General features: G+C 39.5%; 21 protein-coding genes and 3 pseudogenes. 14 read left to right on the top strand and 10 right to left on the bottom strand.

The genetic code is table 11. From position 1 onward, the window contains the following. Nucleotides 1–9 precede the first annotated feature (9 nt). Both ACEWFH_RS20870 and ACEWFH_RS20865 read left to right on the top strand, forming a co-directional pair. Nucleotides 10–786, top strand: coding sequence for an ABC transporter ATP-binding protein (locus tag ACEWFH_RS20870; RefSeq protein WP_473725510.1), 777 nt, complete (start codon nt 10–12; stop codon nt 784–786). 11 nt (nt 787–797) lie between these two features. Beyond that, the gene (locus tag ACEWFH_RS20865) at nt 798–1505 is read left to right on the top strand and encodes an ABC transporter ATP-binding protein (RefSeq protein WP_473725509.1); all 708 of its coding nucleotides are present in this window, start codon (nt 798–800) and stop codon (nt 1503–1505) included. Nucleotide 1506: 1 nt separating this feature from the next. On the opposite strand, the gene ACEWFH_RS20860 is transcribed toward ACEWFH_RS20865, so the two are convergent. Then, nucleotides 1507–1659, bottom strand: a complete 153-nt coding sequence (locus ACEWFH_RS20860; protein ID WP_473725508.1) for a hypothetical protein — start codon at nt 1657–1659, stop codon at nt 1507–1509. A gap of 277 nt (nt 1660–1936) precedes the next feature. Between ACEWFH_RS20860 and ACEWFH_RS20855 the strand changes: the two genes are divergently transcribed. Together ACEWFH_RS20855 and ACEWFH_RS20850 are read left to right on the top strand one after the other, a co-directional pair. Further along, nucleotides 1937–2407 (top strand): low molecular weight protein-tyrosine-phosphatase, encoded by a 471-nt coding sequence (locus ACEWFH_RS20855; protein WP_473725507.1) that lies wholly within the window; start codon nt 1937–1939, stop codon nt 2405–2407. Between the two features lie 14 nt (nt 2408–2421). Then, complete coding sequence (locus ACEWFH_RS20850) at nt 2422–2847, top strand: GNAT family N-acetyltransferase (RefSeq protein WP_473725506.1); 426 nt, start codon at nt 2422–2424, stop codon at nt 2845–2847. Nucleotides 2848–2873: 26 nt separating this feature from the next. On the opposite strand, the gene ACEWFH_RS20845 is transcribed toward ACEWFH_RS20850, so the two are convergent. Then, entirely contained in the window at nt 2874–3005 is a 132-nt protein-coding gene (locus ACEWFH_RS20845) for a hypothetical protein (RefSeq protein WP_473725505.1), read from the bottom strand. A 162-nt stretch (nt 3006–3167) separates the two neighbouring features. Continuing rightward, nucleotides 3168–3422, bottom strand: a complete 255-nt coding sequence (locus tag ACEWFH_RS20840; protein ID WP_289497129.1) for a GlsB/YeaQ/YmgE family stress response membrane protein — start codon at nt 3420–3422, stop codon at nt 3168–3170. Between the two features lie 155 nt (nt 3423–3577). Between ACEWFH_RS20840 and ACEWFH_RS20835 the strand changes: the two genes are divergently transcribed. The 3 genes and pseudogenes from ACEWFH_RS20835 (at nt 3578) to ACEWFH_RS20825 (ending at nt 5962) form a co-directional block, all read left to right on the top strand. Beyond that, a complete protein-coding gene (locus ACEWFH_RS20835; protein WP_473725504.1) occupies nt 3578–4453 on the top strand; it encodes a YihY/virulence factor BrkB family protein in 876 nt (291 codons plus the stop codon). 324 nt (nt 4454–4777) lie between these two features. Further along, a pseudogene (locus tag ACEWFH_RS20830) lies at nt 4778–5373 on the top strand (DedA family protein). A 121-nt stretch (nt 5374–5494) separates the two neighbouring features. Continuing rightward, the gene (locus tag ACEWFH_RS20825) at nt 5495–5962 is read left to right on the top strand and encodes a VanZ family protein (protein ID WP_473725503.1); all 468 of its coding nucleotides are present in this window, start codon (nt 5495–5497) and stop codon (nt 5960–5962) included. Between the two features lie 270 nt (nt 5963–6232). On the opposite strand, the gene ACEWFH_RS20820 is transcribed toward ACEWFH_RS20825, so the two are convergent. The 3 genes from ACEWFH_RS20820 to ACEWFH_RS20810 form a co-directional block, all read right to left on the bottom strand. Then, nucleotides 6233–6682 carry a TlpA disulfide reductase family protein gene (locus ACEWFH_RS20820; RefSeq protein WP_289497699.1) on the bottom strand — a complete coding sequence of 150 codons (450 nt, stop codon included), beginning with the start codon at nt 6680–6682 and terminating at the stop codon, nt 6233–6235. Between the two features lie 123 nt (nt 6683–6805). Further along, nucleotides 6806–7765, bottom strand: a complete 960-nt coding sequence (locus ACEWFH_RS20815) for an MFS transporter (RefSeq protein ID WP_473727383.1) — start codon at nt 7763–7765, stop codon at nt 6806–6808. Next, entirely contained in the window at nt 7759–7983 is a 225-nt protein-coding gene (locus tag ACEWFH_RS20810) for a hypothetical protein (RefSeq protein WP_473725502.1), read from the bottom strand. Before ACEWFH_RS20810 ends, ACEWFH_RS20815 begins: the two co-directional genes overlap by 7 nt. A 91-nt stretch (nt 7984–8074) precedes the next feature. Between ACEWFH_RS20810 and ACEWFH_RS20805 the strand changes: the two are divergent. Next, nucleotides 8075–8457, top strand: a pseudogene (locus tag ACEWFH_RS20805) (OsmC family protein). 129 nt (nt 8458–8586) lie between these two features. After that, the gene (locus ACEWFH_RS20800; RefSeq protein WP_473725501.1) at nt 8587–9435 is read left to right on the top strand and encodes a YfkD family protein; all 849 of its coding nucleotides are present in this window, start codon (nt 8587–8589) and stop codon (nt 9433–9435) included. Nucleotides 9436–9631: 196 nt separating this feature from the next. Here ACEWFH_RS20800 and ACEWFH_RS20795 read toward each other — a convergent pair whose 3' ends face one another. Continuing rightward, nucleotides 9632–9949, bottom strand: coding sequence for a winged helix-turn-helix transcriptional regulator (locus tag ACEWFH_RS20795; protein WP_066243338.1), 318 nt, complete (start codon nt 9947–9949; stop codon nt 9632–9634). Between the two features lie 103 nt (nt 9950–10052). Then, on the bottom strand, nt 10053–11171 hold the full coding sequence (gene yfkAB / locus ACEWFH_RS20790) for a radical SAM/CxCxxxxC motif protein YfkAB (protein WP_473725500.1): 1119 nt from the start codon (nt 11169–11171) through the stop codon (nt 10053–10055). Between the two features lie 156 nt (nt 11172–11327). Here yfkAB and ACEWFH_RS20785 point away from each other — a divergent pair, with 156 nt between their 5' ends. The 3 genes and pseudogenes from ACEWFH_RS20785 to pdaA all read left to right on the top strand — a co-directional run bounded on the left by ACEWFH_RS20785 (nt 11328) and on the right by pdaA (nt 14499). After that, nucleotides 11328–11519, top strand: a complete 192-nt coding sequence (locus tag ACEWFH_RS20785; RefSeq protein WP_066243343.1) for an SE1561 family protein — start codon at nt 11328–11330, stop codon at nt 11517–11519. A gap of 105 nt (nt 11520–11624) precedes the next feature. Further along, entirely contained in the window at nt 11625–13172 is a 1548-nt protein-coding gene (locus tag ACEWFH_RS20780; RefSeq protein ID WP_473725499.1) for a fumarate hydratase, read from the top strand. 518 nt (nt 13173–13690) lie between these two features. Continuing rightward, nucleotides 13691–14499 (top strand): annotated as a pseudogene (pdaA, locus tag ACEWFH_RS20775) (delta-lactam-biosynthetic de-N-acetylase). A gap of 160 nt (nt 14500–14659) precedes the next feature. On the opposite strand, the gene ACEWFH_RS20770 reads toward pdaA, so the two are convergent. Together ACEWFH_RS20770 and ACEWFH_RS20765 are read right to left on the bottom strand one after the other, a co-directional pair. After that, nucleotides 14660–15499 (bottom strand): carbohydrate binding domain-containing protein, encoded by an 840-nt coding sequence (locus ACEWFH_RS20770; RefSeq protein WP_473725498.1) that lies wholly within the window; start codon nt 15497–15499, stop codon nt 14660–14662. Then, nucleotides 15496–17064 (bottom strand): family 16 glycosylhydrolase, encoded by a 1569-nt coding sequence (locus ACEWFH_RS20765; protein WP_473725497.1) that lies wholly within the window; start codon nt 17062–17064, stop codon nt 15496–15498. Before ACEWFH_RS20765 ends, ACEWFH_RS20770 begins: the two co-directional genes overlap by 4 nt. A gap of 269 nt (nt 17065–17333) precedes the next feature. Between ACEWFH_RS20765 and rlmD the strand changes: the two genes are divergently transcribed. Together rlmD and ACEWFH_RS20755 are read left to right on the top strand one after the other, a co-directional pair. Continuing rightward, nucleotides 17334–18722, top strand: a complete 1389-nt coding sequence (gene rlmD, locus ACEWFH_RS20760) for a 23S rRNA (uracil(1939)-C(5))-methyltransferase RlmD (protein ID WP_473725496.1) — start codon at nt 17334–17336, stop codon at nt 18720–18722. A 71-nt stretch (nt 18723–18793) separates the two neighbouring features. Beyond that, complete coding sequence (locus tag ACEWFH_RS20755; RefSeq protein ID WP_473725495.1) at nt 18794–19357, top strand: maltose acetyltransferase domain-containing protein; 564 nt, start codon at nt 18794–18796, stop codon at nt 19355–19357. The last annotated feature ends 42 nt before the right edge of the window (nt 19358–19399 follow it).

The raw sequence follows: 19399 nt of genomic DNA, 5'->3' as shown, positions 1-19399 counted from the left end.
CAGGATAGTATGTCTATACTTACAGTCAGTAATCTAACAAAACAATTTGGCGGTCTCGTTGCTGTTAATTCTGTTGATATTACGGTTGAAAAAGGCTCGATCACAGCTGTTATTGGTCCGAATGGAGCGGGGAAAACTACTTTCTTTAATCTAATCACAGGTGTCTATCAGCCTGATAAGGGGAATGTGCAGCTCGGATCAACGTCATTAATCGGAATGAAACCTCATGCTATTGCAAGGCAAGGAATAGCAAGAACGTTTCAGAATATCCGGCTTTTCTCAAACATAACGGTCCTCGAAAATGTGATGGTAGGACTGCATAAACAAATGAACGCAGGAATTGTAGGTACTCTTTTTCAAACAAAGAAAGTTCGGGAGGAAGAGAAACGCGCACAGGAGGAGGCGTATCATTGGCTTGAATATGTCGGACTGGCGAAGCACCTGAATGAAGATGCTCAAAATTTATCATATGGAGCACAGCGCAGGCTGGAAATTGCCCGAGCTCTTGCAACGAAACCAAAACTGCTTCTCTTGGATGAGCCAGCGGCTGGGATGAACCCAAGAGAAACACGTGAACTAACAGAGTTTATCCACCGTATGAGAGAAGATCTAGATGTAACGATTGTTTTAATCGAGCATGATATGAAACTTGTTATGGAAATTTCCGAACAAATTTTTGTATTGGATCATGGTGAAAAGATCGCTGAAGGAAAGCCTGCCGAAATCCGCAACAATGTAAAGGTGATTGAAGCTTATCTTGGAAAAAGTGCCGTAACACCAGCGTAAGGAGGAAAACGATGAGTATTCTGCAATTAAAAGATGTAAACACATTTTACGGTGGTATTCATGCGCTAAAGGGAATTAGCATCTCTGTTGAAAAAGGGGAAATCGTTACATTAATCGGATCCAATGGTGCAGGAAAATCCACAACATTAAAAACGATCAGCGGTCAGGTTCTGCCGAAAACAGGTTCCGTGATTTATGAAGGAAAAGATATTTCTAAACAGCCTGCTCATATTACGGCTCAAACTGGAATTGCCCATGTTCCTGAAGGCAGAAGAATTTTCCCGAGATTAACGGTAAAAGAAAATCTTGAGATGGGTGCTTTTATTGTAAAAGATAAGAAAGTAATAAAAGATCGAATGGAACAGGTCTTTGACTACTTTCCACGACTGAAAGAACGTTTAACCCAAAAAGGAGGAACAATGAGCGGTGGTGAGCAGCAGATGCTCGCGATGGGCCGGGCTCTAATGTCTAAGCCACGCCTTTTGTTGCTTGACGAACCTTCAATGGGCTTAGCACCAGTCATTGTGGAACAAATCTTTGATATTATCAGTGACTTAAATAAAGAAGGGATGACGATTCTTTTAGTTGAACAAAATGCTTTCCAAGCTTTGCAGATCGCTCATCGCGGATATGTTCTCCAAACGGGTGAAATTGTGATGGCAGGTCAAGGAAATGAACTCATTACAAACGAGTCTGTTCGAGAAGCTTATCTGGCTTAATTTAAAATGGCTGTTTTCGTATTCTTTGTTGCTTTAGAAAGTAGTTGATTTCCGTTCCAGGTGCTCGCTTTCCGCAGGGCAGGCGGTGAGCCACATTCGTACGTTTCACTCTTAAGTGTCTCACCTGCCCACCTGTCCCGCAGGAGTCTCCCACCTTCTACTACAATCAACTTATCAGGGAAGAGAATAGAAAGACCGAGAGCGCAGATTTTTAGAGAAGAACTTTTAAAATGACCTGTCTTTCAAATTCTTTCCACGATGCGTACGGCTTCTCAACAAACACAATTAAAAAGGACTAAATTTAAAAGCATAGTTAATAGAACAAATAAAACCGGGTTGGATCAGCCTGGTTTTCTTTTTGTGTATATTTTCCCTTTATTATTGGATGAAATTGTTATACCTTTAAAAGTAAGACGAAAGGGGTATGATTCATGATTAAAGTACTCTTTGTATGTTTAGGGAATATATGCCGATCCCCAATGGCTGAAGCTGTTTTACGGGATCTTGTAAAAAAAGAAGGGCTATCTGAGGTCATTTCTATTGATTCGGCTGGTACAGGGAACTGGCATGTTGGCGAACCTCCTCATGAAGGTACGAGGAACATTTTACAAGAAAATCAAATCTCATATGAAGGTCAAAAAGCGCGTCAGGTTAAAACCAATGATCTTACTCAATATGATTATATTATCAGCATGGACGCTGAAAACATCGGCAATATGCACAAGATGGCTGGTCAATCAAAGACAGGGATGATCGCAAGGCTCTTGGATTTTGTACCTGAAAATGAGTATGAAGATGTTCCAGATCCATACTTCACTGGTAACTTTCAAGAAGTTTATGACCTTGTAACAGCAGGTTGTGAGAGATTATTAATTGAAATTAAAAATAGAGAGTCACTATAAACGGAGGAAATGATATGGGAGAGATCAGGCAGTTATCGCTAGAACACGAAGTACGTGAGGCGTTTCCGGTAATGAATCAGCTTCGGACACATCTTTCAGAAGACTTATTTTATGAGCTGTTTCTTCAAATGCAAAAAGAAGGCTATACGTTATTTGCTAATTTTCATGAAGGTAAGATTGTCGCATTGGCTGGCTTTGCAATCCTTACAAATTTCTATGACGGAAAACATGTTTATTTGTATGATCTCATTACAGATTCAGAGGAACGATCAAAGGGATACGGCGAAGAACTGCTAGCATTTTTAGAGTCGTATGCTCTTCAAAATAATTGTAATTGTGTTGCTTTGAGTTCTAATGTTAACCGTTTGGATGCTCACCGTTTTTATGAAGAAAAAATGCATTATGAAAAACCCAGTTATGTGTTTAAAAAGAGATTTTAAAATAATAAAGAAAGCTGTTTTCGCATTCATTGTTGCTCTTGGAAGTGGTTGATTTCCGTTCCAGGCGCTCGCTTTCCGCGGGGCAGGCGTTGAGCCACATTTGTACGTTTCACTTTTAAGTGCCTCACCTGCTCGCCTGTCCCGCAGGAGTCTCGCACCTTGCACTCCAATCAACTTGCTATGATGAGAATAGAAAAGAGATGCATAAACAAAGATTCTTTATAAAAGAGATACAAATAAAAAGCTGGTTCAGGAAGATCGTATTCGATCAACTTGAACCAGCTTTTCTTTACGTAATGGTTATGTCCTAGTAATTCTTATTATGCACGGCTACGCATGCTGCGCATGATAAAGCTTACGATAAGTACGACTACGATTGCACCGATAATAGCTGGAATGATTGCAAATCCTGCTACCATTGGTCCCCAATCACCTAATAATAATCCACCTAACCATGCACCAACAAAACCTGCGATGATGTTACCGATGATTCCGCCTGGTACGTCACGTCCTGTTAAAAGACCTGCTAACCAACCGATGATTCCTCCAATTATAAGTGCCCATAATAAACTCATGTAAAATTCCTCCTTTTTTTGTGTGTTGTAATATGGAATTATTCTTAAGTTACCCATTATAAAAAATTATAAACTTATCCTAAAAAAGTTTTTATACCCCTTATGAAAGGGAATGATAAAGGGACTATACAAATACGTTAGGGGTGAGAGGAACATTGACGTTATGGCATATACTTAAAAACATGAAAGCTAAATCGTTCGGAATCGAGTTCATGCATGGTTTCCAAAGAGGAGATGTAACAGGGCTTGCAGCACAGCTTGCGTATTATTTTCTGCTCTCCCTTTTTCCTTTTCTGATCTTCTTGTTAACATTAGGAGCATTCTTTATTGAACCAGCTGAAGCGCTGGATCTACTAGAGCATTTTGTGCCGGCAGAAGCCATGGACTCTGTAAGGGAAAATTTACTTGCCGTATTAGAAGGCAGGAGTGGAGGGCTTTTGTCGATTGGGATTTTAGCTACCATTTGGTCAGCGTCTAATGCAATAAATGCTGTAATTAAAACACTTAATGAAGCATATGGGGTAGAAGAATGCCGAAGCTTTATTAAAACAAGGCTGCTAGCAATCTTTTTAACGTTTGGTGTGATCTTTGCTTTTATTATTGCATTGATTTTCCCGGTTTTCGGTAAGATGCTTGGGAATGCTGCTTTTTCTTATTTAGGATTAAGCGATGAGTTTTTACAAATCTGGGGAGTGCTTAGATGGTTGATTAGTTTCCTCATTATTTCTACGGTAGTTTCTGTTCTTTATTATCTCGCTCCATGCAAAAAACTGAAATATAGTGAAATATGGTACGGTTCTCTTGTTGCTACTTTCTTATGGCAGATCGTATCATTCGGTTTCGCGTTTTATGTTGATCATTTTGGCAATTATTCAGCTACTTATGGAAGTATCGGTGCCATCATTGTTCTGATGCTGTGGTTTTATCTGACGGGTATCGTCTTATTATCGGGTGGTGTGCTTAATGCGACCTTTCACAAATTTAAAATTGATTTTGCCAAGAAAAGGGGCTTGTTAAAGGCTGAATCCTAGGAAAAGCTAATAATACCTTATCGTTAAGGAGGTATTATTGATATGGGAAAAAGCAACAAACAGACCCACAACAATAAGAACAACAAAAATGACAGTCAGCACAAAACGAGCAAATCTTCGAACAAAAAGAATGACTTTCATTAATCTAAGCGATTAGTCAAAAAGCTGTCCTAAAATAGGGCGGCTTTTTTTGTGTGTTTTTGTTACAGTGCCTAAAAGTAAAAAGTACAAGTTTTTGAACGGTTTTCCGAAATGTTTATGAGGTGATCATACATGTGTTATAATGTTCCTCGTTATGCTTAAGCAGAAAGGGAGGGCGATAAGATGGAAGAACTTATTCTCTCATTTATTGAGTTCTTAAAACAATTTTCGTATTTAGGATTAGTTATTGCACTTACATTTGAATTTGTCCCAGCAGAGCTTGTTTTACCGCTTGCAGGGTTTTGGGTATATGAAGGTGATATGAATTATTGGCTTGCCGTCCTGGCTGGAACGGTTGGAGGCACATTTGGACCTCTTACCCTCTATGCTTTAGGTCGTTATGGGGGCAGACCGTTTTTAATCAAATACGGTAAATATGTGTTTATTAAAGAAAAAGAAATCGATGCGGCAGACCGCTTTTTTGATAAATATGGTGCAGGGGTAGCTTTTTTGGACGTTTTCTCCCAGGGGTCAGAACAACGATTTCCGTACCATGTGGCATGGCTAAGATGAATGTTTGGGTCTTTTCGATCTACACGTTTATTGCGATGTTTCCAATTACAGCATTCTACATCTATCTTGGAAAACAATTTGGACCTCAGTGGAAAGATGTTGGAGCAAAGGCAGAAGAATATATGCTGCCGGTGGCTGGAATTATTGTTGTAATCATCATTTTGTTCTTTGTTGTAAAAAAGGCACGTAAAAAAACGACAGCCTAAAATGTAGAAATTTACTGGAGAAAAGTTTGTGTCTTTTACCTGTATCTCCTTAAGAGCTTTGCGTGTTACACTAAAAAGGCACTTATGGGAATTTCTTTTATAAAGGCAGGAGAAAGGCAGCATGAAAAAAGTTAGAGTGATATTTAGTATTTTAGGTGCACTTCTTTTTATTGTGTACTTTGCCGTTCTTATAAAGGCTACGCTTTTCTCGTTCAACGAGTATGTGTATGGAAAATCAGCCAATCTTGTTTTATTCGATAGCATTAGGCTGATGTGGAGAAGTCATGATTATTGGCTTATTTTTAAAAACATTATCGGAAATGTATTACTGTTTTTGCCTTTTGGTCTTTTGCTGCCTTTAATATTCCGTGTGTTTAATTCGTGGCGATTCATGTTTGTACTCGGTTTCGGTACGAGCTTTTTGATCGAAGTACTGCAATATGAATATGCAAAACGTATCTTTGATATTGATGACATTCTTTTAAACGGAATAGGCGCAATGACAGGGCTATTTGTTTATAAGTTTTTAGCATTATTGTTTCGTTTTTTGAGCGAGCTTTTAGATAAAGATTATGCTTTGTTGCTTTAGGAAGTGGTTGATTTCCGCTCCAGGTTGCTCCCTTTCCGCGGGGCAGGCGGTGAGCCACATTCGTACGTTTCACTCTTAAGTGTCTCACCTGACCGCTTGTCCCGCAGGAGTCTCGCACCTTGCGCTCCAATCAACTTGCAAATGTTGAGAATAGAAATGTCAAAAGCAACAATCTTTAAGAAAAAAGTCTATTATTAAAAAACATCAGTAATAAGAAATTACTTAATCTAAAACAATAAAAACCGGGCAGCCGCCCGGTTTTTTGCATGTTTATTTTGTTTCTTTTCCTAACACACGGTTAACACGCTTTGTAAGCATCTTCATTCCGTCTCCGCCAGCTTGATAGTGACGAAGCTTTCCTTCTGCATCAAAAACGTAATAAGCTGGTACATACTCGTTTTCGAATGCATCGGTTAAAGCATGGTCATTATCGACAAAGATCGGCTGTGTAATATCGTGTTCAGCTGCTACTTCTTTAATTTGGTTGATATCCAAGTCTTTTTCAGAACGAGGCATGTGAACAGCGATAACATTCAGCTCATCTTTGTAATCATCACGAAATTGATTAATGTTAGGCATTGCTTCCTTACATAAACCGCAGCTCACAGACCAAAAGTGAATAAGAGTTGGTTTATCTCCAATTAGATCGCTTTTAGAAACTTCTCCATTGATCCACTCTGTCGCACCGCTTAGTTCTGGCATATCCGAACGTAATCTCATCATACAAAATCTACTCCTTATTGTTTAAAAATAGTGTAGTCATCTAATTCTAGTTTAAAGATTGCTCAACTAAAGTCAAAGTTCCTGCTTTCATAATATGGAGTAAAAAGAAAAAATTATTTTCTACGCAGATTTGGACGCTAGAGCGGTTTGTGGATTATTTTTCATGAAAAGAATAGGTAAACAAAGAATGAATAACATCCCGCAGATCGCAAACACAAAAGCGCCGCCTTCAAACGAGCTGATGAAACTACCTCCGATCAATGGACCAGCCATACTTCCGATGCTGAAACTAATTCCAGCTAAAATATTTCCTGCAGGAAGGTGATATTTAGGCAGCAGATCGCTCATGTAGGCAATGCCGAGTGAAAACATGGAACCGACGAACATTCCTGATAAAAAGAACAGAGTTAAAAGAACCCAAAAGGAATTCATACTCCAATATGTTGCCAAAAACGAAAAGAACCCTGATACGAAAGAGAAGATAAGAACGGGTTTTCGTCCCAATCTGTCACTGAGTATACCTAAAGGCAGTTGAAAGACGAGGCTTCCTAATACAAATGCTGGCAATAGCACAGCTACCCAATCGAGGCTGATTCCGTTTCGAAGAGCAAAGACTGGGAAAGAGCCGTGCAGTGTAGCTTCTAAAAAGCCGTAAGCAAATGGCGGCAGCAAAGAGACCCAAGCGAGTTTGAACACATCTTTATAACGGTCAATCGCTGTTACACCTGCAGTCCGTGCTGATTCATTCTCAGGTCTTTCGTTACGAATCGTTGTCATTAAGATAAAAGAAATCAAACAAAGACCAGCTGCGAGCCAAAAAGGAAGGTTCTCGTTAATCTCTAGCATTTTTGTCATAAGCGGTCCGATCCCAAACCCTGCTCCAAATGCGATACCGTATAAAGAGATATTTCGTCCTCTCTTATTTTCAGGGCTGTTCGAAGTAATCCAAGTTTGGGTAGAGAAATGTAGCATATGATCTCCAATACCAATCAAGAGTCTTAACACAAACCAAAACCAAAATACTTTCCAAACAGGAAACATAGCAAAACACAGGATTACAGCCAGAAGTCCTGCTAGTATGAGCGGCTTATAGCCAAATTTTCTAAGCGGCTTCTCAATAAAGGAGAAGCGATCAGAATACCGATATAAAGAGCGGTTGCATGGAAGCCGTTTAACGAAGCGGACGTTCCATCTTGTTCGAAAATAACCGCGATCAAAGGAAGTAGCATTCCTTGGGCAAAACCGGAAATAAAAACGATGCTGACTAAAACTGAGAATCTATACGTTGAAAGCTGCATGAGCATCTCCTTTTCAAAACAAACTAAAACCATTGTACAATGGAACTTGTAAAAAGTTGAGTATAAACTTCATTAGAGGAGATGCGTAATTTTGGAATTTAAAATGACCGAAAAAGGCTTTGAGACTTCTGTAGAATATGGAACGCTTCAGATCAGCGGTGATGCGGATTATGGATACAGACCGTTTCAATTACTTGTTTCTTCTGTAGCTGTCTGCAGCGGGGAGTTTTACGAAAAGTTCTAGAGCGTATGAGAATGTCTTATGAAGATATCAGCGTACAAGCTAAGGTAACAAGAGTGGAAGACGAAGCGAACAGAGTATCAGACATCCATCTTCACTTTGTGATTAAAGGAAGAGAACTCTCTCAAGAAAAAGTTGAAAAAGCGTTAAAAGTAACAAGAAAAAATTGTTCCATGGTTCAATCTGTTAAAGATAGCATAAACGTTACAGAAAGCTTTGAAATTATAGCATAAACGATAAGCAACACCTCGGTTCTTAAGAAATCGGGGTGTTTTTATTTTCCAACAATACCCGAAGTAATCCAGAGGTCCAGCATGGATAAATTTTGAGGGATAGAAAAAAATAGGGTAAAGGAGGATGTTATGAAAAGAAGAATTTTTATTATTATATTTGTTATGCTTTTTGTATTGACGAATACAGCACTTGCAGCAGAGAAGACAAAACAGCAGCCAGAACAAAAGCCGGCAGAAAAAACAGAGAAGATAGAAAAAGCTGCTCCAAAAGCAGATATAAAAATGCCTAGTTCTGTTCTTAGCATATCTAAAGAAAACACATATCCGAACTCTGCACAAGATCTTCCGTACTTGGAGCCGAGCAAGCTAGCTAAAGCGATGCTTAAAACGTCGGATGTACCGATTACAAATCCAGATTTGATCCGACTGCTTAATGAGTCAAGCATTAATGCTTCAAAAGTAGCTTTTTGGTATCGTGCAAAAATTTACTTAGGTCAATGGCCGTTATCTTATCAGTCCACGGAGACTACGGTGAACTGGGAACATCAAAAGATCAACACGAACCGTTTAGATAATAGAGGGGCAAAATCAGTTGCAAAATTATATTACAACCAAACCGCACATAAAAAAGTAAGCGGCGGACTGACAGCTTCTATTCCTAATAGTGAAGCGGTTCAAAAGATGATGCTGATCTCAGCGGCAGAAAAGTCGAAGCTTCCATTGTCGTTCCAAACGGCTGTTGGAGCAGGTACAAAGAAGTCGAATGTGTACCATGTATCACCAAAACAAGTGGGGTATTTACACAGTTATGTTCCAGCGGTAAATGAAAGAGGGCGTGTTACGTACGGAGAAGTGTATATCGTATTAAAAGGCGGTAAAAGAGAGATCGTTATTCAAAACGTAACGCAGCAAGGAATTGGTGCTTGGATCCCTGTGCAAGACCACGTATCATTTAGCTTCCATACAAGCAATATGTAAAAAGGACAACCTTTGATGGCTGTCCTTTCTTTTTGATTAGAACAATGTTCAATTCTATCCGAGATGATGCTTGGTTATCTTCATGAGGGATGAGTGGGACAGGTGAATCTCTTAACAGCGCAGAGCGCTAAGAGGCTCACCGCACACCCCGCGAAAAGCGAGCATCCTGAAACGGAAATTAACTTCCCCGTTAACCTTAACAATGGTCAACCCATTGCTCACTCCAGTCTTGGATCGCATTGATGATTGTTTTTAAAGAATTTCCTTTATCCGTCAGTGAATACTCAATTCGCACAGGTGTCTCAGGATAAACGTTGCGTTTTACAATTCCCACAGACTCTAATTCCTTCATGCGCTCAGTAAGCATACGATCACTCATCTCAGGAATCTGGGACTTAATATCTTTAAATCGTTTAGGTCCATCCATCAAAACGCGAATGATGAGTCCTGTCCACTTTTTACCGATAATATCCATGGCTACTTCGTATTTCGGACACATAGTACTATAATCCATTATCATTCACCTCTATTAGTACAAAGCTAAAACTCCAGTTTATAATTTCCTTTTATTATACGATTTAAACTTACTTTTGTAAAGTTTATAACTTTTTAACGCTTTAAAGCTTAGACGTGTTTATTGTAAAGTCTGTATCTTTGTAATACGAGTTTTTGACAAGTACGTTTGGTCCCAAACATTGAACTGCAGGACAGTGGCAGCTAAGTTCTTTTGCAAGAGCTGAATCATTCCATGTTTTATAAGCGTTGAGCAAACTTGTGTCTTTAATGTTCCCGAGTGCAGGAGCATCACCAAAATCTGTAACGATGATATTACCATCAAACAGATTGATGTTTAGTCTTGAACGTCCGTCGGGATCATTACGCACTGTAACATTTTCTTCGGTTTGAAGTCTTCTCATCAATCTCAAGTCCTCTTCGTTTTCAGAGCAAGCATAAAAGGGAAGGGTGCCAAAGAGCATCCAAGTTTTCTTGTCCCGAATATCAAGGAGATGATGAATACTCTCTCGCATTTCTTCTAATGAGATCGTCTCCAGTGTACTCGCAAAGTCACTCGGGTACATAGGATGAATCTCATGGCGCTGACAGCCCATCTCAAGAACGTGTTTATGTATGTCTTCTAAATATGGAAGAGTCTTTTTGTTGAGCATCGTTTCAGCCGAAACCATAACTCCTGCTTTCGTTAGGGCTTGAGCGTTTTCGACAAGGCGTGAAAAATATGCCTCTCTTTGTGCAACTGAAGGTTTCTTCTCCATCATCGCAAAGCCTGTGTCTGAAAATTCCTCCAGCGTTCCCCAGTTATGGGAAATGTGAAGCACATCTAAGTACGGAATAATTTTTTCATAACGCGCTAAATCTAAAGTTAAATTTGAGTTAATCTGTGTGCGTGCACCTCGTTCTTTGGCGTACTTTAGCAGGGGCACGACATAGTTGTTAACCGATTTTAAAGACAGCATCGGTTCTCCGCCTGTAATACTGAACGCTCTTAACTGAGGGATCTCATCGAGTCTTTTAATGACAAGGTCCAACGGAAGAGCTACAGGATCCTTCGTTTGCAAAGTGTAACCGACAGCACAATGAGCACAGCGCATGTTGCAAAGTGTCGTTGTTGTAATTTCAATATTGGATAGCTGCAGTCTTTGGTGCTCTACCATATCTAAATAAGCTTCCCACGGATCATGCTCTGGGGTTATCGCTTTTAATTCCGTTTTAAATACCATTAAATATTCTCCTTCACGACCAATATGGACAATTTCTATCTTAACTGAACGCACGTTAAAGAAAAAGGCTAAACTTCTGTTGGCAAATGCTTAATTCTGTATTGGCAAAACCGGCTAGCCTTGTTAAAGTAGAGTGGATGGAAAGGAGAGATCAACATGGGTAACTCTATTCAGGATAAATCCTCTCAAAAAGAATATATTAAAAATCGTATTGATTTATTAGTTGATGTTTTAGATTCTATAGATGCTGAAACAGCTGGGATTGAAGAGATCGACAGAATTATTGGAATGCTTGATGACTTAGAAGAAAAGTGCAAACAATTCCGTCACGATTGGGAAGAAAAATAAGCTGAAATCCGTTTCTTTATTAAAGAGACGGATTTTTTTGTTATAATAAAGACATTAAAATTGTGTACGCTTACAATAGCAAAGTTATAAAGGGGTAGTGAAGAGATGGAGAAATTTCAAGAAAGCATGTACAAGCTGATTGTTGAAACCTCAACTAAATTGCCAAAAGACGTTCGCCGTGCGATTCTTGCAGCAAAACTTAAAGAAAATGCAGGAACACGTGCTGCAATGTCTCTAGATACGATTACAGATAATATTTTAAAAGCGGATGAAAATGTTTCGCCAATCTGTCAGGACACAGGACTTCCTACATTTAAAATTAAAGTTCCAGTAGGCGTAAATCAGATTAAGATGAAAAAAGCGATTCGACAAGCGATTGCAGACGCAACAAAGGATACGAAGCTTCGTCCGAACTCTGTTGACTCCATCACAGGTGACAACAGCGGGGACAACCTTGGCGATGGTACGCCTGTTATAAAATTTGAACAATGGGAAGAAGACTATATTGATGCCCGCCTGATCTTAAAAGGAGGCGGCTGTGAGAATAAGAATATTCAATACAGTCTTCCTGCTGAGTTAGAAGGATTGGGACGTGCCGGACGTGACTTGGATGGCATTCGTAAATGTATCATGCATTCTGTTTACCAAGCACAAGGCCAAGGATGCAGTGCTGGATTTATCGGTGTAGGCATCGGTGGAGACCGAACTTCTGGGTACGAGTTAGCAAAAGAAATGCTTTTCCGTTCAGTTGATGATGTAAATCCGAATGAAAACCTTCGCAAGCTTGAAGAGTATGTGATGGAGAATGCGAATAAGCTTGGAATCGGTACGATGGGCTTTGGCGGTGAAACAACGCTGTTAGGCTGTAAGGTCGGCGTGATTAACCGTATTCCAGCAAGTTTCTTCGTTTCTGTAGCTTACAACTGCTGGGCATATCGCCGCTTAGGTGTGAAGTTGAATGCTGAGACAGGCGAAATCCAAGAATGGCTGTATACAGAAGGCGAAGAAGTGGATTTCAATAAGGCTGAAGAAGAAGCAGCTGCAGCTGTAGAACAGCAAGAAGAAAAAACAAGAAGCGTTACGTTGGAAGCGCCAATTACAGAAGAGCAAATCCGCGAACTGAAAGTAGGAGACGTTGTAACGATCAATGGTATGATGCATACCGGCCGTGATGCGATCCACAAGCACCTTATGGATAATCCGGCACCAATTGATCTTAACGGACAGATTATCTACCACTGTGGACCAGTTATGGCAAAAGACGCTGAAGGAAACTGGGTCGTAAAAGCGGCAGGACCGACTACAAGTATTCGTGAAGAACCTTATCAAGGCGATATCATGAAAAAGTTCGGAATCCGCGCGGTTATTGGCAAAGGCGGGATGGGTCCAAAAACGCTTGCTGCTCTTAAGGAACATGGCGGTGTTTATCTAAACGCTATCGGTGGTGCAGCGCAATATTATGCGGAGTGTATGGAAAAAGTTGAAGGTGTTGATCTAATGGAATTCGGTGTTCCGGAAGCGATGTGGCACATTCGCGTAAATGGATTTACAGCAGTTGTAACGATGGATTCACACGGAAACAGCCTTCATGAGCATGTTGAAAAGTCATCTTTACAAAAGCTGGAGCAGTTTAAAGATCCGGTTTTTAAATAAAATTTCTTATAAACCACAGTTCGCATGTTGAACTGTGGTTTTACCTTTTTTCAGAATCAGAAATTTCAAGTCAATAAATTTTTACGTAACTTTTCATGGGTGTCGAGAAATTTTATTACCTTCGGATGATACATGCTCGTCCAGCGGCACATAGTGCACGCTGGACGAGCGATTCTCAAGGTTTATGAGCGATTCTCAAGGTTTATGAGCGATTCTCAAGGTTTATGAGCGATTCTCAAGGTTTATGAGCGATTCTCAAGGTTTATGAGCGATTCTCAAGGTTTATGAGCGATTCTCAAGGTTTATGAGCGATTCTCAAGGTTTATGAGCGATTCTCAAGGTTTATGAGCGATTCTCAAGGTTTATGAGCGATTCTCAAGGTTTATGAGCGATTCTCAAGGTTTATGAGCGCCATGTCACACGCAACCCACAACAATACTTCCTTTATATCCCTAGCATGCTTTTCTGTTAATACTGCAAAATAAAGGTATAGGCTGTCGTTTGAAGGAGGAAGTAAGATGAGAATCAACCGGCTCCTGTGCCTAATATTGGTATCAATCATATTTTTTGCACAAACACATGTTATTTATGCTCAGCGAGGAGTATCTAATCAAAAACTTGAATGGTACTTTGAGAAAAAGGGAAAGAAAAGCCTCCTGTTACTGACGCTAGATATATGGAGCTCATTCATAAATACGATAGTCTTTTTATCGGAGATCCTGCCAAAAAAGACATCTATTTAACTTTTGATAATGGATACGAAAATGGTTATACCGATGATGTTTTGGATGTATTGAAAAGAAAGAAAGTACCTGCTGCCTTTTTTGTAACCGGACAATTTATGAAGACTCACCCTCACCTAATAAAACGAATGGCTGAAGAAGGGCATATTGTAGGGAACCACTCTTACCACCATCCAGACCTTACCCAAGTATCCGATGCTAGACTGAAAAATGAGCTTGAAAAAGTAAAACTAAGATACACTGAGCTAACCGGCAGAACGGACATGCACTATATTCGTCCTCCAAGAGGTGTATTTAGCGAAAGAACGATCATGCTCGCAAAACAAGAAGGCTATACACATGTGTTTTGGTCACTTGCTTTTTTAGATTGGGAAACAGATAAACAGCGTGGCTGGAAATATTCGTACAACCAGATCATGAAGCAGATTCACCCCGGCAGTATTATGCTGCTTCATACTGTCTCGAAAGATAACGCGGATGCGTTAGAGACAACGATAGAAGCTCTTCAAAAAAGAGGCTATACGTTCAAGAGCCTTGACGAATTAAAAATAAATAAAGCTGCGCCGCCTTTATTGTTTCAATGATTTGTGCCTTTGTTTATGACAAAGGTTTTTTTATGGTTTGCAAGTTATAAAAAAGCACAAGAGTAAAAAAACGCTTAAAATCTGACTCGACTGTGTAGACGAGAATAGAATTTAAGCGTCTTTTTAAAAATTTATTTTAGTACTTTCAGCTCCACATTATCTAAATAGATAGTGTGATTCCCAATAGGGATTGAGTACTTTTTCCAAAAAGGAATTTAAGTGCCATCGTATCTGTTGCTGAAGGAGTAAAAGTATAAGCGTAGTTTGTTTCTTCAGCTCCTACTTGTACTTTTTCATTAAAATATCTGTTGTATTGTGCGTTTTCAAGCGTCACTTCTATGTCGCGAGCAATTTCTGAACGTGCTGTAAAACGTAATTCATACTGAAGTCCTTCAACTAAAGCAAGTTTTCCTTGTTCAAGGAGGACACTCCAAGTTTCATTTCCTTCGTTACCAATGCTGATCTTTGCCTGTTCATTCTCACTCACAATACTCGCTCCTGCATCATAATGGATATAGCTGTTCCAGTGAGACAAGTCAGAACTAAAATCGCCATTTTTCAAAGGATTCATATCCACATTGTCGTAGTCAGGGATATTGGTTAATTTCTTTAAAACAATATCATCCAAATAAACATCTGCAGAATCTCCGCCTAAATAGAAGATCAACTGGCTGTTATAGTCAGAAGTTTCACCATTAAATGTGAACTTCATTTCGTATTGATCGCTTTTTTTGTTGAGCTTCGTCTTATAAGGAGTAATATACGATTTACTGCCATCCTCATTCAACAGCCCTATCTTAATAGCTCGGTCTTTATCTGCTCTGCCTTTAAAGGATAAGACATACTCATTGTCTTTGATTAATTGAACCCCTTTTTGGACAAGGTACTTATCCGTTGCCTCAGAGGAATGTCCTTTTAAATTCGCATGAAATTCACGAGATTCCTCACTAACAGTCGCTTTATCTTTCTTGTTATTTGATTCAAAACTCCAATACGTCATACGATCCATACTGCCTTGATCAAAGGTACCGTTATAAATATGATTGCCGTCTCGGAGAGGGGTTTTGAAGCGGCCTCATCAATGGGTTCATTTGTAACTTCTTCTACACGTACGTTGCCAATCCACACGGGAGCTGTCCCGTTATTTCCAAGATTGAATTCTAGGCGAGCAGCTATGTCGGTGTCAGCAAGCATATCAAATGTAAACGCATATGACTCAAGGCTGTTACTTAGCTTTATGGTTTCTTCGTTCGAATATTTGCTCCAGCCCCGATCAGCTCCTCCACCTGCTTTCACGACCATTTGACGATCAGCGGATGATTTTGCATCAAAACTAACTTTATATCTTCCGCTTTTACCAAGTGAAACATTTTGGATGGCTTGTACAGAGTGCACGAGGGAGCCTGGTGTAGTAGGTGAAATCTTAGCAAAATTCTTGTCATTGATTAGCTCAGTTTCTACAGAAGCTTGACCACCAAAATCAGGTAGAGTGACAAGGTTCCAGTACAAGTTATCTAATTTCTGCTCGTTCTGAGTGACGATTGTAAAAGGCTTTTCAAAGTTTCCATCATAGATTAAGTTGCCATCAGCTAATGGTTGTTTTGCATCTGCAGGCAATTCTACAGGCTGTGGTGTTGGCTCGACGGGATCACGATAATCTTGATTTTTTAAATCGTAAACACGGACGTAATCAATCTCCATTTGTTGAGGGAATGTTGTCGTTTCATCAGGGTCTCCATCAAACCATCCGCCTACTGCAAGGTTCATGATTAAGTAAAAGTTTTGATCAAATGGTGCTGGATATGCATATTTTATAGGATTGTTTTGATTCTTTGCGTACCATTCATTTTGGGTTTGATACAGGTTTCCATCGACAAACCATCTAATTTCACCTGGTTCCCATTCTACAGCATACGTATGCCACGTATTGATTCCCTGTCCTTCAGGCAGTTCATATTCTTTTCCTGTATAACGATTGTTTGGCCATGTTTCACCATAATGGATGGTACCAGCGACCACATTTGGTCTGCTTCCCCACGCTTCCATGATGTCAATTTCACCTGATGCGGCCCATCCGCCATATTTGTCTTTCTCAGGCAGCATCCAGACGGCTGGCCACAAACCCTTTCCAACAGGCAGTTTGGCTCTGACTTCGTATCGTCCATATGTTTGACTAAATAACCCTTTTGTTTTTAATTTGGCAGAAGTGTAATTATACGTTCCTGTATCATCTGTAGTCGTTTCTTTTTGAGCACGAATGACCAATTTACCGTCTTTTATAAAAGAGTTTTCTTCAGACTTCGTATAATATTGTTTTTCATTGTTTCCCCAACCCGGAGAGATAAGATTGCCTTCTTCGTCTTTAATCCAATTTCCGGTGTCATACGTCCATTTATCAGGATCGATAGCAGGTTTATTAAATTCATCCGACCAGGTGAGAGACCACTTAGGTTTGTGCTGCGTTTTATTTTTCACAGAATCATCAGCACCTTCTTTTGGAGAGGCGGAAACCCCGCTTGGCATAACCAATAAAGCACTCAATAACAAAGCACAGGTTTTTTTCAAAGAACATATCCTCCTTTAAATTTTGTTCTTACAATATTTACGAAAGCGGTTTCGTAAATATCAAAAAATAAAAAGCGGAAATTACGAAAGCGCTTTCGACATTGTCATTATACAGTGGTTAATTTTTCTATTCAACACCTTTTCGTATATTTATTAGATTTTTCTAAAAACTAACCTCTTAAATTTGAATGGATTGATGTTGGTAGAAGCGAGCTGTTTCGTCTACAATAAGGAAAGCAACTTTTAGCTAAGGAATGAGTGAAAAATATATGAAGAATAAAAAACAAGTAGATTCGATCATGAAAGTTGGCCAGACTATTCCTCTTTCCATCAAACGCCTTGGAATCAATGGTGAAGGAATAGGATTTCATCAACGACAGGTTGTATTTGTTCCTGGAGGGATTCCGGGAGAAGAAATATCGGTCATTATTACAAAAGTCTTTCCTAATCGAGCAGAAGCAAAAATTAAAAAAGTATTTAAAAAATCGAAGAACAGAGTGACACCGCCATGTCCAATCTATGAGACGTGCGGCGGATGTCAGATTCAGCACATGTCCTATCCTGCTCAGCTTAAAGAAAAACGGGATATTGTAGTTCAAGCTTTCGAACGATACACAAAGATTAATAAAGACAAACTGAATGTTGGAAAAACGATTGGAATGGACGAACCTTGGTCCTATCGAAATAAGTCTCAATTTCAAGTGGGCAAAATCGATGATACCGTAATTGCAGGACTTTACAGCAGCAATTCACACAAGTTAATCAACATTGATCACTGTCTCGTGCAGCATGAAGATACGAATATTGTGACAAATAAAGTGAAACAAATCATTCGTGATCTGAACCTATCAGTATATGACGAAAGAAAACAATCAGGCAGTATTCGTACGATTGTTGTAAGAACAGCTTTCCGTACTGATGAGATTCAGTTAGTCATCGTAACGGCATCAAATGAACTGCCGAAAAAAGACCTTTTTGTTGCCGAGATTAAGAAGAGACTTCCTCAAGTTACATCCTTTGTTCAGAACGTAAATGAAGAAAAAACATCTCTCATTTTTGGTGAGCAAACGGAAGGCGTGTACGGAAAAGATACGATCACCGAACATTTAGGGGACCTTCGTTTTGAACTGTCAGCACGTGCCTTTTTTCAATTAAATCCACAGCAAACGGTCAAACTTTATGACGAGGTAAAAAGACAGGCGAAACTTACTGGAGAAGAAAAAGTAGTAGATGCTTACTGCGGTTCAGGAACAATCGGCATGTGGCTTGCAAAACATGCTAAGGAAGTTAGAGGGATGGACATTATTAAAGAATCCATCTTAGATGCCAGAAAGAATGCAGAGAAACATAATATAACAAATGCACATTACGAAGCTGGGAAAGCTGAAAAACTGCTCCCAAAATGGTTAAAAGAAGGTTGGCAGCCTGATGTTGTGGTAGTAGATCCTCCGAGAACCGGTTGTGATCCTACATTCTTAGAAACGGTAATAAAAACAAAACCGAAAAGAATGGTTTACGTTTCATGCAATCCATCAACATTAGCAAAAGATGTCCACATGTTGATAAGTAACGGCTTTGAAGTTGAACAAATCACACCTGTGGATATGTTTCCTCAAACAGCTCAAATTGAGGCAGTTTGTACTTTAGTACTTAAATAATAGGGAAATACACGTTGCATACAAAAGCTTCAATGTTAAAACTATAAAAAATCAGAAGGTGGGAGTACTACATGAGAACTGAAAAAGAAAAGATGATAGAAGGCGAAATGTACCGACCAGATGATCAGCAACTCATGGACGAGCGTACTCGTGCAAGAAGGCTGACTAGAAAATATAATGCGACAACAGAAGAAGAATGGGATAAGAGAAGCCAAATAATGAAAGAGCTTTTTGGTTCAACGGGTAAGAATATAGGAGTTGAACCTAACTTTAGATGCGATTACGGCTATAACATTCATGTCGGGGAAAACTTCTTTGCTAACTTTGACTGCACCATCTTAGATGTTTGCGAAGTACGGTTTGGGGATAATTGCATGCTCGCGCCAGGCGTTCACATTTATACGGCTACTCATCCATTAGATCCAGCCGAACGTAATTCAGGTGCAGAATTTGGTAAACCTGTGGAAATTGGTGATAATGTTTGGCTTGGTGGAGGAGCAATAATTAATCCAGGTGTGAAGATTGGGGATAACGTAGTCGTCGCTTCTGGTGCGGTTGTAACAAAAAACGTTCCCGCCAATGTAGTAGTTGGAGGAAACCCTGCGAAAATTATTAAGACACTTGAAATCAAATAATAAATGTAAAGCTTAAAAAATTCAGAAATATACACACTATCC

The sequence above is a fragment of the Fictibacillus sp. EA-CB0309 genome, from assembly GCF_055814265.1.
The sequence above is the reverse complement of the archived record's forward strand: the minus strand, read 5'-3'. Positions and strand labels throughout refer to the sequence as shown.